This window comes from Burkholderia sp. IO2 (assembly GCF_029522185.1).
GTDB classification, from domain to species: domain Bacteria; phylum Pseudomonadota; class Gammaproteobacteria; order Burkholderiales; family Burkholderiaceae; genus Burkholderia; species Burkholderia cenocepacia.
In genome coordinates this window covers 16,601-30,770 of sequence record NZ_JAKWFH010000072.1, presented here as the reverse complement: position 1 = coordinate 30,770, position 14,170 = coordinate 16,601, and the positions used below count along the sequence as shown (strand labels likewise).

Genomic DNA, 14,170 nt, shown 5'->3' with positions numbered 1-14,170 from the left:
GTCCAGCAGCCCAGTGCCTGAAGTGCCTTGCGATCGAGCAATTCTTCCTCCGACATCCTCAAAATCAGGTGTCAGATTATGCAATCGCTCGAAAACCCTCCACGGTTTCCTGCGATGAACCTTTTTTATTGGCGCCGCATGCAAGCGGCACCGGGACAATCAAGCGACAAGTGCCGCGCGCGCGATCAAGCGCGCTTGTCCGAGCGGTGCTCGTCGAAGAAATCCTGCACGACCGCGATCTCGCGCGTGCGCTTGAACGGCGGCAGGCTTTGCCAGATCCGGCGCCCGTACGGCTTGTCGACGAGTCGCGTGTCGCAGATCATCAGCACGCCGCGATCCGTCTCCGCACGAATCAGCCGGCCCGCGCCCTGCTTCAGCGTGATCACGGCCTGCGGCAGCTGATGCACCGCGAACGGGCTCAGCCCCTTCTTCGTCAACGCATCGAGCCGCGCGGCCAGCACCGGATCGTCCGGCGGCGCGAACGGCAGCTTGTCGATCACGACCAGCGACAACGCATCGCCGCGCACGTCGACGCCCTCCCAGAAACTCTGGCTACCGACCAGGATCGCATTGCCGTACGCGCGGAAGCGGTCGAGCAGCTCGGTACGGCTTGCGTCGCCCTGCACGAGCAGCGGCGTGTTCCAGCCGCGCGCCTCGATCACGTCGCGCAGCTTCGAGGCGATCCGGTCGACCGCGCGCAGCGTCGTGCACAGCATGAACACGCCACCGCCGGACGCCTCGATCGCCGGCAACGCGGCATCGAAGACGGCATCGGTAAACGCCGGCGAAGACGGTTGCGGCAGGTTGCGCGGCACGTACAGCAACCCCTGCGACTGGTAATCGAACGGGCTGGCGAGCGTCATCGAACGACGCGAGCTGAGACCCATCTGCGCCGCGTAGTGCGTGAAATCGCCGCGCACCGACAACGTGGCCGACGTGAACACCCACGCACGCGGCACACCCGCACGCTGCTTCGCGAAAATCGGCGCGACCGACAGCGGCGTTTCGTGCAGTTGCACGGTATGCGCGAACACCTCCACCCAGCGCACCTTCTCGTTCGGATCGCCGTCAGTGGCCGCGTTGTCGCCCGCCACGGCCGCATCGGCCTGCGCGGCCGCTTCCGCCGCGCCGGGCGCGACCCAGCCGGCCAGCAGGTCCTGCAGCTCGCGGGCGCGCCGCAGGCACGCGCCGAGCGATTCCGCACGCTCGGCCTGGCTCGCGAGTGCCGAGGCGAGCGCATCGAGCGCAGCGTCGAGCGCGTCGAGCGCACCGAACATCGGGTGATCGTCGCCGAGCTGCGCGAGCGACATGCGCACGATCTGGTCGTTCGCGAACGCGAGACGCAAGTCGCGCGCCGCGCGCTCGAGATCGCCGCCGAGCTTCACCCACTCGACCGCGTCGCGTGCATGGCTCAGGCCTTCGGCCACCGTGTCGCGCGCGAGCTCGAGGATCTGCGTCGTCGACAGCGTCTCGCCGAAGAACAGCGTCGCCGTCTCCGGCAGCTGATGCGCTTCGTCGAAGATGATCGTGTTCGCGTTCGGCAGCAGCTCGGCCATCCCCGTGTCGCGCAGCATGATGTCCGCGAAGAACAGGTGATGGTTGACGACGACGATGTCGGCCTGCTGAGCCTCGCGCCGCGCCTGCATCACGAAGCATTCCTTGTAGTGCGGGCATTCCTGGCCGAGGCAGTTGTCGCGCGTCGACGTGACCATCGACCACACGGGCGCGTTTTCCGGCACGCTTGCGAGTTCGGCCTTGTCGCCGCTCTTCGTGATCTTCGCGAAGCGGACGATTTCCTGCAGATAGGCCGTGTCCTGCCGCGACGGCAGCCGGCCGTTGTCGGCCGTGCGTTGCAGGTAGTAGTGGCACAGATAGTTGGCGCGGCCCTTGAGCATCGCGACCGACACCGGCACCGCGAGCGCGTTGCGCACGGTCGGGATGTCGCGCTGGAACAGCTGGTCCTGCAGGTGCTTCGTGCCGGTCGACACGATCACCTTGCCGCCCCACAGCATCGCGGGCACCAGATACGCGTAGGTCTTGCCGGTACCCGTGCCGGCTTCGACGATCAGCGTGTTGTCGCCCGCGTCGTTGTCCGATTCGGCTGCCGCGGCATCGTCCGCCGCCGGCCCGGCCGTCTTGTCGGCATCGCCCAAGCGACGCGCCGGCCGCTTGCGGGTTTCGAAGATCTCGGGTTCGGGCATCCGGCGCGCGGACGCTTCCATCGCGGACGCGACCGCGCGCGCCATCTCGATCTGCGACGTACGCGGCCGATAGCCGTCGAGCGCGCGCGCCAGCAACCCGCCTTCGCCGAAGATCGTGTCGAGCTCGTCGACACGCTTGCGGCTCAGCTCGAAAGTGCCTTCGGGCGCACGAACGCGCCCGGCGGACGTCGTGTCACGCCGGGCATCGGGGGTGGCTTCAAGCGGTGAATTCAAGGCAAGCGTTCCTGTGTCCAGCGCCCGGGCGGCGCCGGCGCTTGCCAGGCCGCGCTCAGGCGCGCTTATCCGGTTCGAGCTGCGATTGCAGCAAAATGATTTTGTCCTTGGCCGCCAGCTTTTCCTTCTTCAGCCGGTGCAGCGTGATGTCGTCGATGTCGGAGTGTCCTTCCTTCAGCTCGATCTCCCGAGCGAGCTGCTGGTGCTGCTCCTGCAATGCAGCCAAACGGTTGTGCAATTCCTGCTGCTGTTCCGTGTGACGGTTTTGCATAGTTGCCTCCTCATCGAAGCAGCGCGACGGCCGGCGTGCCGACGCGCCCGAGACTGATCCCGATCAATTCAACACGTTACTGCCCCTGCTGCTGTTGCTGCTTGGCCTTCTCGGCCGCTTCCTGCTGACGCCGCTCGACATCGGCCTTGTGCTGCGCGGCTTCCTTCTGCTTCTGCTCGTAGCGCGTGGCGTTGTCCGCCCGTTCCTGCGCCTTCTGCGCCGCCTGCTGGTGCGCCTGGTCGAGCTTGCGCTGGAAATCCGCCTGCTTCTGGTCGTATGCCTGCTTGCTCGCCGCGCGTTGCGGTCCTTCCGCGCCGCGCTGCGCCTGTTTCAGTGCATTCTGCTCCTGCTTGTCGCGGAATGCAGCCGCGTTCGCCGCTTCGTTCGCCGCCCGCTGCGGCGCTTCCGCCGCGTTCCGGGCCTGCTTCAGCGCCTGCTGCTGGTCGCGCTGCTGCGCGCGCACCGCACGCTGCTCGTCGTTGAGCGCGAGCTGCTCCTGGCGAATGCTCGCCCGTTCCTCGCGCATCTGGTCGCGCGCCTTGCCGAGACAGTGATTGACGAAGAACTTGCTGTAACAATCGTGCTCCGCCACCGCATAACGATAATCGTTTTCCGCGGAGCGTTGATTGAGCACTTTTTGACGGGCGTCGAAATCCGGGACGGCGGAGGCGGCAACGGGCGCGGACGCGACGGCGTCCGGCGCGCTGGCGTCAGCGGCCTGCGCGAATGCGCCGGAAGGCCCGGCAGACAAAGCCGCGGCGAGCGCTGCGCCGAGCGCGACGAGAGAAATGCGGGAAGTTGGCAACGTCGTAGGAAAGCTGCGGGACATGTGTCAAATTCTATCACCCCCGGCTGGACGCTCCGCCATTTATGGCAAAATGCCCCGCTTCATTCATCCGCGGCCTCTGGCCCGTCGGGCCCGCCGGGCAGCCCGCCGCTCCGGGCCTGCCGGCCCGCGCCGCGATTTCAGCAGGCAGACAGACCATCCACGACATGACGGAAACCGTAGCACTCAAGATCGTACAGCGCATCGCCACCGAACTGTCCGTCCAGCCGCGCCAGGTCGCGGCGGCCGTGCAACTCCTCGACGAAGGCTCGACCGTTCCGTTCATTGCCCGGTACCGCAAGGAAGCGACCGGCAACCTGGACGACACGCAGCTGCGCCAGCTCGAGGAACGCCTCCTGTACCTGCGCGAGCTCGAGGATCGCCGCGCCACGATCCTGTCGAGCATCGACGAACAAGGCAAGCTGACCGACGAGCTGCGTGCCGCGATCGACGCGGCCGACAGCAAGCAGGTGCTCGAAGACCTTTATCTGCCGTACAAGCCGAAGCGCCGCACGCGTGCGCAGATCGCCCGCGAAGCCGGCCTCGAACCGCTCGCGCAGGCGCTGCTCGCGAACCCGCTGCTCGACCCGCAGGCCGAGGCGGCCGCGTACGTCGACGCCGACAAGGGCGTCGCCGACGTGAAGGCCGCGCTCGACGGCGCGCGCGACATTCTGTCCGAACAGTTCGGCGAGACGGCGGAGCTGCTCGGCAAGCTGCGCGACTACCTGCACAACCAGGGCGTCGTGTCGTCGGCCGTCGTCGAGGGCAAGGAAAACGAGGAAGGCGAGAAATTCCGCGACTATTACGACTACGCGGAAACCATCAAGACCGTGCCGTCGCACCGCGCGCTCGCGCTGTTCCGCGGCCGCAACGCCGGCGTGCTGACGATCAAGCTCGGTCTGGGCGAAGAGCTCGACGCGCAAGTGCCGCATCCCGGCGAGGCGATGATCGCGCGCCATTTCGGCATCGCGAACCAGAATCGCCCGGCCGACAAATGGCTGTCCGACGTCTGCCGCTGGTGCTGGCGCGTGAAGGTGCAGCCGCATATCGAAAACGAACTGCTCACGCAGTTGCGCGAAACGGCCGAAACCGAAGCGATCCGCGTGTTCGCGCGCAACCTGAACGACCTGCTGCTGGCCGCGCCGGCCGGCCCGAAGGCCGTGATCGGCCTCGACCCCGGCCTGCGCACCGGCGTGAAGGTCGCGGTCGTCGACCGCACCGGCAAGGTGCTCGCGACCGACACGATCTACCCGCACGAGCCGCGCCGCGACTGGGACGGTTCGATCGCGAAACTCGCGCGCATCGCCGCGCAGACGCAGGCCGAACTGATCAGCATCGGCAACGGCACCGCGTCGCGTGAAACCGACAAGCTCGCGAGCGAACTGATCGCGAAACATCCGGAGCTGCGCCTGCAGAAGATCGTCGTGTCGGAAGCCGGCGCGTCGGTCTACTCGGCGTCCGAGCTCGCCGCGAAGGAATTCCCGGAACTCGACGTATCGCTGCGCGGCGCCGTGTCGATCGCCCGCCGCCTGCAGGACCCGCTTGCCGAACTCGTGAAGATCGAGCCGAAGGCGATCGGCGTCGGTCAGTACCAGCACGACGTGAACCAGCGCGAACTCGCCCGCTCGCTCGACGCGGTCGTCGAGGATTGCGTGAATGCGGTCGGCGTCGACGCGAACACCGCGTCGGCCCCGCTGCTCGCCCGTGTGTCGGGCCTGAACGCGACGCTCGCGCGCAACATCGTCGACTATCGCGATGCGAACGGCCCGTTCCCGTCGCGCGAGCACCTGCGCAAGGTGCCGCGCCTCGGCGACAAGACCTTCGAGCAGGCCGCCGGCTTCCTGCGCATCAACGGCGGCGAGAACCCGCTCGACCGCTCGTCGGTGCACCCGGAAGCGTATCCGGTCGTCGAACGGATACTCGCGAAGATCAACAAGCGCATCGACGACGTGCTCGGCAACCGCGAAGCGCTGTCCGGCCTGTCGCCGACGGAATTTGTTGACGAACGTTTCGGCCTGCCGACCGTACGCGACATCCTGGCCGAACTGGAAAAGCCGGGTCGCGATCCGCGTCCGGAATTCAAGACGGCCACGTTCCGCGAAGGCGTCGAGAAGGTCTCGGATCTCGTACCGGGCATGACGCTGGAAGGCGTCGTGACGAACGTCGCCGCGTTCGGCGCGTTCGTGGATATCGGCGTGCACCAGGACGGCCTCGTCCACGTGTCCGCGATGTCGACGAAATTCATCAAGGACCCGCACGAGGTCGTGAAGGCCGGCCAGGTCGTCAAGGTGAAGGTGCTCGACGTCGACGTGAAGCGCCAGCGCATTGCGCTGACGATGCGCCTCGACGACGACGCGGCAGCGCCCGGCATGTCGTCGCGCGGCGGCCAGGATCGCGGCAACACAGGGCGCGGCGCCGCCCGCCCGCAGCGTTCGCGCGAGCCGGAGCCGGCCGGCGCGATGGCCGCGGCGTTCGCGAAGCTCAAGCGCTGAACAAGCGAATAGACCCGCCGTCGCCGTACGAAAAAGCCCGCCGAAAGGCGGGCTTTTTCATTATCCGGGTACCTGTGACGCGCGGCCGGACGGCCCGCGCGCCGGGCCCGTCAGATCTCGATCTTCGTCCCGAGCTCGACGACGCGGTTCGCCGGAATCGCGAAGAAATCGGTCGGCTTCGCGGCGTTCTGGTGCATCCATGCGAACACCCGCTCGCGCCAGATCGACATCCCTGGCAGATGCGTCGGCACGACCGTTTCGCGCGCGAGGAAGAACGACGTGTCCATCAGCTCGAACGTCATGTCGTGCGTGCGGCCGAATTCCTCGAGCACGGCCTTCACGTCCGGCGTCTCGTTGAAGCCGTACTCGGCCTTGACGATGTACAGCCCGCCGCCCGCATCGCGCGCGCTCTGGCGCTTGTCGTCGCGCACGTACGGAATGTCGCGCGTGACGAACGTCAGGAAAATGGTCCGTTCGTGCAGCACCTTGTTGTGCTTCAGGTTGTGCAGCAGGCTGACGGGCACGAGCTTGTCGTTGCCGGTCAGATAGATCGCGGTGCCCGACACGCGATGCGGCGGATGCGCGAGCAGGCCCTGCAGGAACGGCTCCAGCGGAATACCGTCGGCCGCCGTGCGCTCCTTGACGATGTGACGCCCCTTGTACCAGGTCATCAGCAGGAAGAACAGCAACGCGCCGATACCGAGCGGCAGCCAGCCGCCCTGCGCGACCTTCAGCAGGTTCGCGCCGAAAAAGCCGAGGTCGATCGCGAGGAACACCGCGATGATCGCGCCGACCAGCAGCCGGTTCCAGTTCCACACCTTCACCATCACGACGCACGCGAGCACGGTCGTGATCACCATCGTCGCCGTCACCGCGATGCCGTACGCGGCCGCGAGATTGTCCGAACTCTTGAAGCCGACGACGATACAGAGGATCACGGCCAGCAGCAGCCAGTTCACGACCGGCACGTAGATCTGGCCGATCGCGAGCTCGGACGTATGCAGCACCTTCATGCGCGGCACGTAGCCGAGCTGGATCGCCTGCGACGTCAGCGAATACGCGCCCGAGATCACGGCCTGGGACGCGATCACGGTCGCGACCGTCGACAGCACGACGAGCGGCAGCAGCCCCCATTCGGGCGCCAGCAGGAAGAACGGGTTTTCGATCGCTTTCGGGTTCTGGATCAGCAGCGCGCCCTGCCCGAAGTAGTTCAGCACGAGCGACGGCATCACGAGCCCGTACGCGGCGTACCGGATCGGCTTGGCACCGAAGTGGCCCATGTCCGCGTAGAGCGCTTCCGCGCCGGTCAGCACCAGCACGACCGAGCCGAGCACGACGTAGGCCTGCAGCAGGTGGTCGGCCATGAACGATGCCGCGTAATACGGATTGATTGCCGCGATGATGCCCGGCACGCGAACGATGTGGTACACGCCGAGCGCCGCGATCACGACGAACCACAGCACCATGATCGGGCCGAACAGCTTGCCGACCAGCGCGGTACCGTGCCGCTGGATCCAGAACAGCGCGATCAGGATCACGATCGTGATCGGCAACACGAGATGGGACAGGTGCGGCGTCGCGATCTCGAGACCTTCGACGGCCGACATCACGGAAATCGCCGGCGTGATCACCGCGTCCCCGTAGAACATGCAGGCGCCGAATATCCCGAGCGCCATCAGCGCGCCCGCGACCCGGGTCTTGGAGTCGAGCGGGCGCAGCGACAGCGCCATCAGCGCGAGCACGCCGCCCTCGCCGTTGTTGTCCGCCCGCATCACGAACAGCAGGTACTTGACGCCGACCACCAGGATGATCGCCCAGAACAGCAGCGAGATCACGCCGAGAATCGAGCCTTCGGTCAGCGGGATGCCGTGCGCGGGGCTGAACGCCTCCTTGAGCGAATACAGCGGGCTGGTGCCGATGTCGCCGAACACGACGCCGATGGCTGCTATCGCTAGCGCCCGCATCGAGTGTTGTTGCGTCGAATGCGGCGCGTGTGCGGCGTCGGTCGCGTGAGTCGTGTCGTTCATATGAAGCGTAATAATCGGGTCCGGGTCGGACAAAACGAGCGCTATTCTACTCGCGCCCCCGTGAAACGCCGTCCTGCCGTGTTGCCGTGGAACCACGTGATCCACGCCGCGCATGCAATCCGGCGCGACCTGTGGCAGGGCTGCCATCATAGCCGGGGCCGCGCCGCCTGCCTATCGGGTCCGCCGCACACGCCGCCCGGCGCCACCCGCGCGCCAATGAAAAACGGCGCCGCAAGCGGCGCCGTACAAGGCTTTCCTTCGATCGGCCGGACGCTTACGCGCCCGAACCGTCGCGCTGCGCGCGACCGCGCTTGATCCACGCCTCGAGGTTGTGCGGACGAACCGTGTCCCACTCCTCGAACGGCTGATGAATCCACGGATTCGTCGGCAGGAACTGCGTGTGATAGTCGGGCTTGACCTTCGAGCAACCCTTGTACCAGAGCACGGCCGAACGCACGGCCGTCACGGACGGATAGCGTTCCTTCAGGTGCTCCTGCACGCGTGCGAGCGTGACGCCGGAATCGACGAGATCGTCGACCAGCAGCACGTTGCCCGCCAGGTTGCCGCGCGTCATCGTGATGTACTGCGCGATGTCGAGCTCGCCCTGCTCGGTGCCGGCTGCTTCCCGGTACGAGCTCGTCGCGAGGATCGCGAGCGGCACGTCATAGATGCGCGACAGCTGGTCGCCGACGCGCAGGCCGCCGCGCGCGAGGCACAGGATCTGGTCGAACTTCCAGCCCGAGGCGTGCACCTGGAGCGCGAGCAGCTCGATCAGCCGGTGATACTCGTCCCAGCCTACCCACAGGTTCTTGTCGTCGTTGCGCGGATCGGTCATCAAGTCTGCCGCCGTCATCGTGATTTGCTGCGTCATCTGGGAATTACACCTTGAACGGATGGCGGAGCAGGATCGTTTCGTCGCGGTCCGGGCCCGTCGACACCATGTCGACCGGCACGCCAGCCACTTCCTGAACGCGGGACAGGTATGCCTGTGCATTCACCGGCAGCGCGTCCCACGTCTTGATGCCGACCGTGCTTTCCTTCCAGCCGGAGAACGTTTCGTACACGGGCTCGCAACGCGCGACGTCGACCGCGCCACGCGGCAGGATGTCCACGTCCTTGCCGTCGACCTTGTAGCCGACGCACAGCTTGACTTCGTCGAGGCCGTCGAGCACGTCGAGCTTCGTCATGCACAGGCCCGACACGCCGTTGATCTGGATCGAACGGCGCAGCGCAGCGGCGTCGAGCCAGCCGGTGCGGCGCGGACGGCCGGTGACCGAACCGAATTCCTTGCCGACGTTCGCGAGCGTGACGCCGACCTGGTCCTGGCGCTGCGGGTTGTCCGCATCGTACAGCTCGCTCGGGAACGGGCCCGAGCCGACGCGCGTGCAATACGCCTTCGTGATGCCGAGGATGTAGTTGAGCTTCTGCGGACCGACGCCCGCACCCGCCGACGCCGCACCCGCGACGCAGTTGCTCGACGTGACGAACGGATAGGTGCCGTGGTCGATGTCGAGCAGCGTGCCTTGCGCGCCTTCGAACAGCAGGTTCTGGCCCGCGTTGTTCGCGTCGTACAGGCGGCGCGACACGTCGGCCACCATCGGCTTCAGGCGGTCGGCATAGCCGAGCATCGTGTCGAGTGTGGCCTGGAAGTCGACGGCCGCACCGCCCAGATACTGGGTCAGCACGAAGTTGTGGTAATCGAGATTTTCGCGCAGGCGATCGGCGAAGGTCTTCGCGTCGAACAGGTCCTGCACGCGCAGCGCGCGGCGGCCGACCTTGTCTTCGTACGCGGGGCCGATGCCGCGGCCCGTCGTGCCGATCTTGCCCGCGCCCTTGCGCGCTTCGCGCGCCTGGTCGATCGCGATGTGGTACGGCAGGATCAGCGTCGTGGCTTCGGAGATGAACAGACGGTCGCGTACGTTCACGCCGGCCTCTTCGAGCTCGCCGATTTCCTTGAACAGTGCTTCGGGGGACAGAACGACGCCGTTGCCGATGTAGCAGGCGACGCCTTCACGCATGATGCCCGACGGAATGAGGCGCAAGATCGTTTTCTTGCCGCCGATGATGAGGGTGTGGCCGGCGTTGTGACCGCCCTGGAAACGCACGACGCCTTGAGCGTGGTCCGTCAGCCAGTCGACGATCTTGCCCTTGCCTTCATCACCCCATTGCGTTCCCACGACGACGACATTGCGCCCGGGAGTCACGTTCACTGCGCTGGCAGACATGTTGATTCGTTAGCTGGTTAAAAACGTATTCTACCTATGTTCGCGGGCGATTCCGAATTTTTCCGTTTCGCTTCAACGATATGCACGCCGAAGCGCAGCCCGCGAACGCCTGTTTATCGGGGTTCGACCACCCATGCGCCGTTGCGCTCGACGAGCGAACGATCGCAGGCGAATTCGTCGAGCACGTGGTCGTGGCCCGGCAGCGCCTGGATCACGACCTCGCCCGCATCGCGCAGCGCCGCGACCGCCGCGCCGAGCGCGTCGTCCTGCGCCCACGGCGCGAGAATCGCGGTGCCGCGCGCCTCGACCGGCGAAATCCGCGCGAGCTCGCGCAGGTCGAGCGAAAAGCCGGTTGCCGGGCGGGCCCGGCCATAGGCCTGCCCCACGTGGTCGTAACGACCGCCGCGCGCGATCGCGTTCGGCACGCCGTCGATGTAGGCGCTGAACATCGCGCCGCTGTGATACGCGTAACCGCGCAAATCGGCGAGATCGATCGCGACTTCGACGCCCTTCGCCTGCGACGCAAGCTGCGCGAGATCGTCGAGCGCCCGCGTGATTTCGGGCAGCACCGGCAGGCGCGTGCGCGCCTCGGCGAGCACGCTCGCGTCGCCGTAAAGGTTCGGCAGCGCACGCAGCGCGGCGCGCGTATCGGCGCCGAGATCGTCGGTCAGCTCGTTCAGCAGCGGCACGTCCTTGCCCGACAGCGCGTCGTACAGCGACTCGCCGCGCTCCGCGGCCTGCGCGTCGCGCGCCAGCAGCGCCGCGAGCACACCCGCGTGACCGAGGTCGAGGCGGATCCGCGACAGGCCCGCGAGATGCAGCGCGTCGAGCATCAGCTGCTGGATCTCGAGATCGGCTTCCAGGCCGGCGTGGCCGTAGATTTCCGCGCCGATCTGGATCTGTTCGCGCGTCGCGTGCAGCCCGCGCGGACGCGTATGCATCACGTGGCCCGCATAGCAGAGGCGCGTCACGCCCTGACGGTTCAACAGGTGCGCGTCGATCCGCGCGACCTGCGGCGTGATGTCCGCGCGCAGGCCGAGCGTCCGGCCCGACAACTGGTCGACCAGCTTGAAGGTGCGCAGGCGCAGATCGGCGCCCCCGCTCGTCAGCAGCGACTCGAGATACTCGAGCAGCGGCGGCATCACCATTTCGTAGCCGTACGAACGGAAGCGGTCGAGCAGCCTGCGGCGCAGCTCCTCGATCTTGCGCGCTTCCGACGGCAGCACGTCGGCGATATTCTCGGGAAGTAACCAGGTCGACATCGGTACGGTCCTACGACGGGAAACGGCGCGCGACACGCGCGCCGCGAGTTGAATCGGAACTTCGAAATCGGGCGGAACGAACGGCGGATGCGCCGTCCGGATCGGGGCTCCGGTCAGGTCGCGAGCAGCAGCAGCACGAGCCCGAGCACCATCACGATCAGCCCGCCGATCCGGATATGATGCGGCGGCCGCTCGGCTATTCTACGAAACGTGTCGCGCCAGGCGACGGGAAACACGAAGGGGAACGCCCCCTCGATGATCAGCATCAGCGCTACTGCGAGCAACAACGAGCCAGCCAGGTCCATGCGAGCGACGGCGCCGCTCGACGCGGCGCCCCAAAGTCAATGTTTGCGGGGAGCAGGCGCCGCCGGTGCGGCGCCGCCCGTCGGGCTGCGCATGAAGCGGAAGAACTCGCTGTCGGGATCGACGACGATGATGTCGTTGCGCTTGAACGTATTCCGGTAGGCCTGCAGGCTCGCGTAGAACTGATAGAACTGCGGATCGCGGCCGAACGCGTCTGCGGCGATCGTCGCGGCCTTCGCATCGCCCTCGCCCTTGATCGTCTGCGCGGACTTGTACGCGTTCGCGAGCACGGCCTGCTGCTCGCGTTCGGCGTCGGCCTTGATCTGCTCGACGTCGGCCGCGCCTTGCGCGCGCACTTGCGCCGCCTGATCGCGCAACGCACCGATCATCCGTTGATAGACGGCATCCGTCTGCGCGGCCGGCAGGTCGACGCGCGTCAGCTGGACGTCGACCACGTCGACGCCGAAACCGGTCGCATTCGCCTTCGTCGCATCGCGCGCCGCATCGGCGATCGCACGTTGACCGCCGAGGGCATCGTCGAGCGCGCGCTTGCCGAATGCGTCGCCGAGCGCGCTCTTCAGCGCGCCGGACAGCCGTTCGGCCGCCGCCGCCGGGTCGCCGCCCGTCGCCGTGAAATATTTCATCGGATCGCTGATCCGGTACTTCACCGCATACGCGACGAGCAGGTCGTGCTTGTCTTCGGTTGCCAGTTGCAGCGGATCGGACGACTCGAGCGACTGCAGGCGCGTATCGATCAGCGTGGCCGTCTGCAGCGGCGGCGGCAGCTTGAAGTGGACGCCGGGGCCCGCGAGCTCGGGCTGCGTGCCGTCGCGGCCCGACAACACGGCCGCATGGCGCGGATCGACGGTGAGGACCGTCGATGATGCCGCGAAGGCGACGATCACGATTGCGACGACGAGCGCAATGATTCGGTTCATGTTCTGCGCTCCCCGTTACTTCGTATCGTCTTCACGCGACCGGCTGCGAAACGCTTCGCGCGATCGCAGCACGTCGACGCCCGACGCGGTGGCGGCCGGTGCGGCGCTCGCCGGCGCGGCAGCGGCTGCCGACGGCACGGTTGCCGCCGGTGCGGACGCCGCATCGGCGGCGGATGCGCCGGTCGACGCGGCGGCGTTTTGCCGCCCCTGCTCGACGAGCTTGTCGAGCGGCAGATACACGACGCTGTTGCCGCCCTTGTTGCCGACGAATACCTTCGTCGCGTTCGAATAGATTTCCTGCATCGTCTCGAGGTACATCCGCTCGCGGATGACCGCCGGCGCCTTCGAGTACTGCGCGTAGACCTGCTTGAAGCGGTCCGCGTCGCCTTCGGCTTCGGTGACCACGCGGTCGGCATACGCCTTCGCTTCGTCGACGAGCTTCGCCGCATCGCCCTGCGCCTTCGGCAGCAGGTCGCTCGCATACGCCTGCGCGGCGCGCTTCGCGGCCTCGCGCTCGTCGCGCGCCTTCGCGACTTCGGCGTACGCGGCCTGGGTCTGGTCGGGCGCCGCGACGCTCTGCATCGTGACGGCCGTGACCTCGAGCCCCGACTGGTAGCGGTCGAGATCGCGCTGGATCGCCGTGGACAGCTGCTCGCGCAGCGCATCGCGGTCCTGGTTCAGCATGTCGGCCGCGCTGCGCGTGCCGACGATCGCGCGCACCGCGGCCTGCGCGGCCTGCGACACGCTGCGCTCGGGATCGACGCTGCGGAACAGGTAATCGGTGGCGGAACGAATCCGGTACTGGACGATGAAGCGCACGTCGACGATGTCGGCATCGCGCGTCAGCATCGCGGCTTCTTTCACGTTCGCGAGACGCACGACGTTGTTGCGGCCGATCTCGATCGAACGGACCTGCGACGTGTCGACGATCTCGTGCGATGCGAACGGATACGGCGCGCGCCAGTGCACGCCCTGGCCGACCGTGCCCGACAGCTTGCCGAGCTGCAGCACGACGCCCGTCTGGCCTTCCTGCACGACGAACAGCCCGCTGCCCGCATACACCGCGACCAGCACGCCGATCACGATGCCGACGCCGACCCGTGCGGCCCGGCCGTTGTCGGGACGGAAGCCGTTGCCGCCCTTGCCGCCGAACAGGCCGCTCAGGCGCCGGTTGAAGTTGCGCCACATCTCGTCGAGATCGGGCGGACCGTCGCCGTCGCCGCCTTGCGGACGCTTCGATTCGTTCGCGCGGGGGCGGGATCCGTCCTTGCCATTGCCTTCGCCGCGTCCCCAGCGGGGATCGTTGATCGACAGCAAGGCGCGCATCCGCCGCCAGGTACTCCGCTCGTTGTATTCGTTCACCAGAGTTTGTTCACCAGATTGGACGCCGG

11 protein-coding genes are annotated in these 14,170 nt (G+C 67.1%); 1 reads left to right on the top strand and 10 read right to left on the bottom strand.

Annotated elements, in window-relative coordinates; all coding sequences use genetic code 11:
• Positions 1–185: 185 nt before the first annotated feature.
• The 3 genes from MMB92_RS31235 to MMB92_RS31225 form a co-directional block, all read right to left on the bottom strand.
• On the bottom strand, positions 186–2,435 hold the full coding sequence (locus tag MMB92_RS31235; protein ID WP_080331674.1) for an ATP-dependent DNA helicase: 2,250 nt from the start codon (positions 2,433–2,435) through the stop codon (positions 186–188).
• Between the two features lie 55 nt (positions 2,436–2,490).
• Entirely contained in the window at positions 2,491–2,706 is a 216-nt protein-coding gene (locus tag MMB92_RS31230) for a YdcH family protein (RefSeq protein WP_006478692.1), read from the bottom strand.
• Between the two features lie 76 nt (positions 2,707–2,782).
• Positions 2,783–3,535 carry a hypothetical protein gene (locus tag MMB92_RS31225; RefSeq protein ID WP_006485898.1) on the bottom strand — a complete coding sequence of 251 codons (753 nt, stop codon included), beginning with the start codon at positions 3,533–3,535 and terminating at the stop codon, positions 2,783–2,785.
• 164 nt (positions 3,536–3,699) lie between these two features.
• On the opposite strand from MMB92_RS31225, the gene MMB92_RS31220 reads away from it, so the two are divergent.
• Positions 3,700–6,024, top strand: coding sequence for a Tex family protein (locus MMB92_RS31220; RefSeq protein WP_277563166.1), 2,325 nt, complete (start codon positions 3,700–3,702; stop codon positions 6,022–6,024).
• 110 nt (positions 6,025–6,134) lie between these two features.
• Here the strand turns inward: MMB92_RS31220 and MMB92_RS31215 are convergent, their stop codons facing one another.
• From MMB92_RS31215 to hflK, 7 genes are all read right to left on the bottom strand, one after another.
• Positions 6,135–8,051 carry a potassium transporter Kup gene (locus MMB92_RS31215; protein WP_006485906.1) on the bottom strand — a complete coding sequence of 639 codons (1,917 nt, stop codon included), beginning with the start codon at positions 8,049–8,051 and terminating at the stop codon, positions 6,135–6,137.
• A gap of 274 nt (positions 8,052–8,325) precedes the next feature.
• On the bottom strand, positions 8,326–8,922 hold the full coding sequence (locus tag MMB92_RS31210; protein WP_006485899.1) for a phosphoribosyltransferase: 597 nt from the start codon (positions 8,920–8,922) through the stop codon (positions 8,326–8,328).
• Positions 8,923–8,929: 7 nt separating this feature from the next.
• The gene (locus MMB92_RS31205; protein WP_006496417.1) at positions 8,930–10,276 is read right to left on the bottom strand and encodes an adenylosuccinate synthase; all 1,347 of its coding nucleotides are present in this window, start codon (positions 10,274–10,276) and stop codon (positions 8,930–8,932) included.
• 113 nt (positions 10,277–10,389) lie between these two features.
• On the bottom strand, positions 10,390–11,538 hold the full coding sequence (locus MMB92_RS31200) for an ATP phosphoribosyltransferase regulatory subunit (protein ID WP_006496416.1): 1,149 nt from the start codon (positions 11,536–11,538) through the stop codon (positions 10,390–10,392).
• Positions 11,539–11,651: 113 nt separating this feature from the next.
• Positions 11,652–11,843, bottom strand: coding sequence for a DUF2065 domain-containing protein (locus MMB92_RS31195; protein ID WP_006478685.1), 192 nt, complete (start codon positions 11,841–11,843; stop codon positions 11,652–11,654).
• Between the two features lie 36 nt (positions 11,844–11,879).
• Positions 11,880–12,779 carry a protease modulator HflC gene (locus MMB92_RS31190; RefSeq protein WP_006485903.1) on the bottom strand — a complete coding sequence of 300 codons (900 nt, stop codon included), beginning with the start codon at positions 12,777–12,779 and terminating at the stop codon, positions 11,880–11,882.
• A gap of 15 nt (positions 12,780–12,794) precedes the next feature.
• Positions 12,795–14,141, bottom strand: a complete 1,347-nt coding sequence (hflK, locus tag MMB92_RS31185; protein ID WP_006493684.1) for an FtsH protease activity modulator HflK — start codon at positions 14,139–14,141, stop codon at positions 12,795–12,797.
• Between the last annotated feature and the right edge of the window lie 29 nt (positions 14,142–14,170).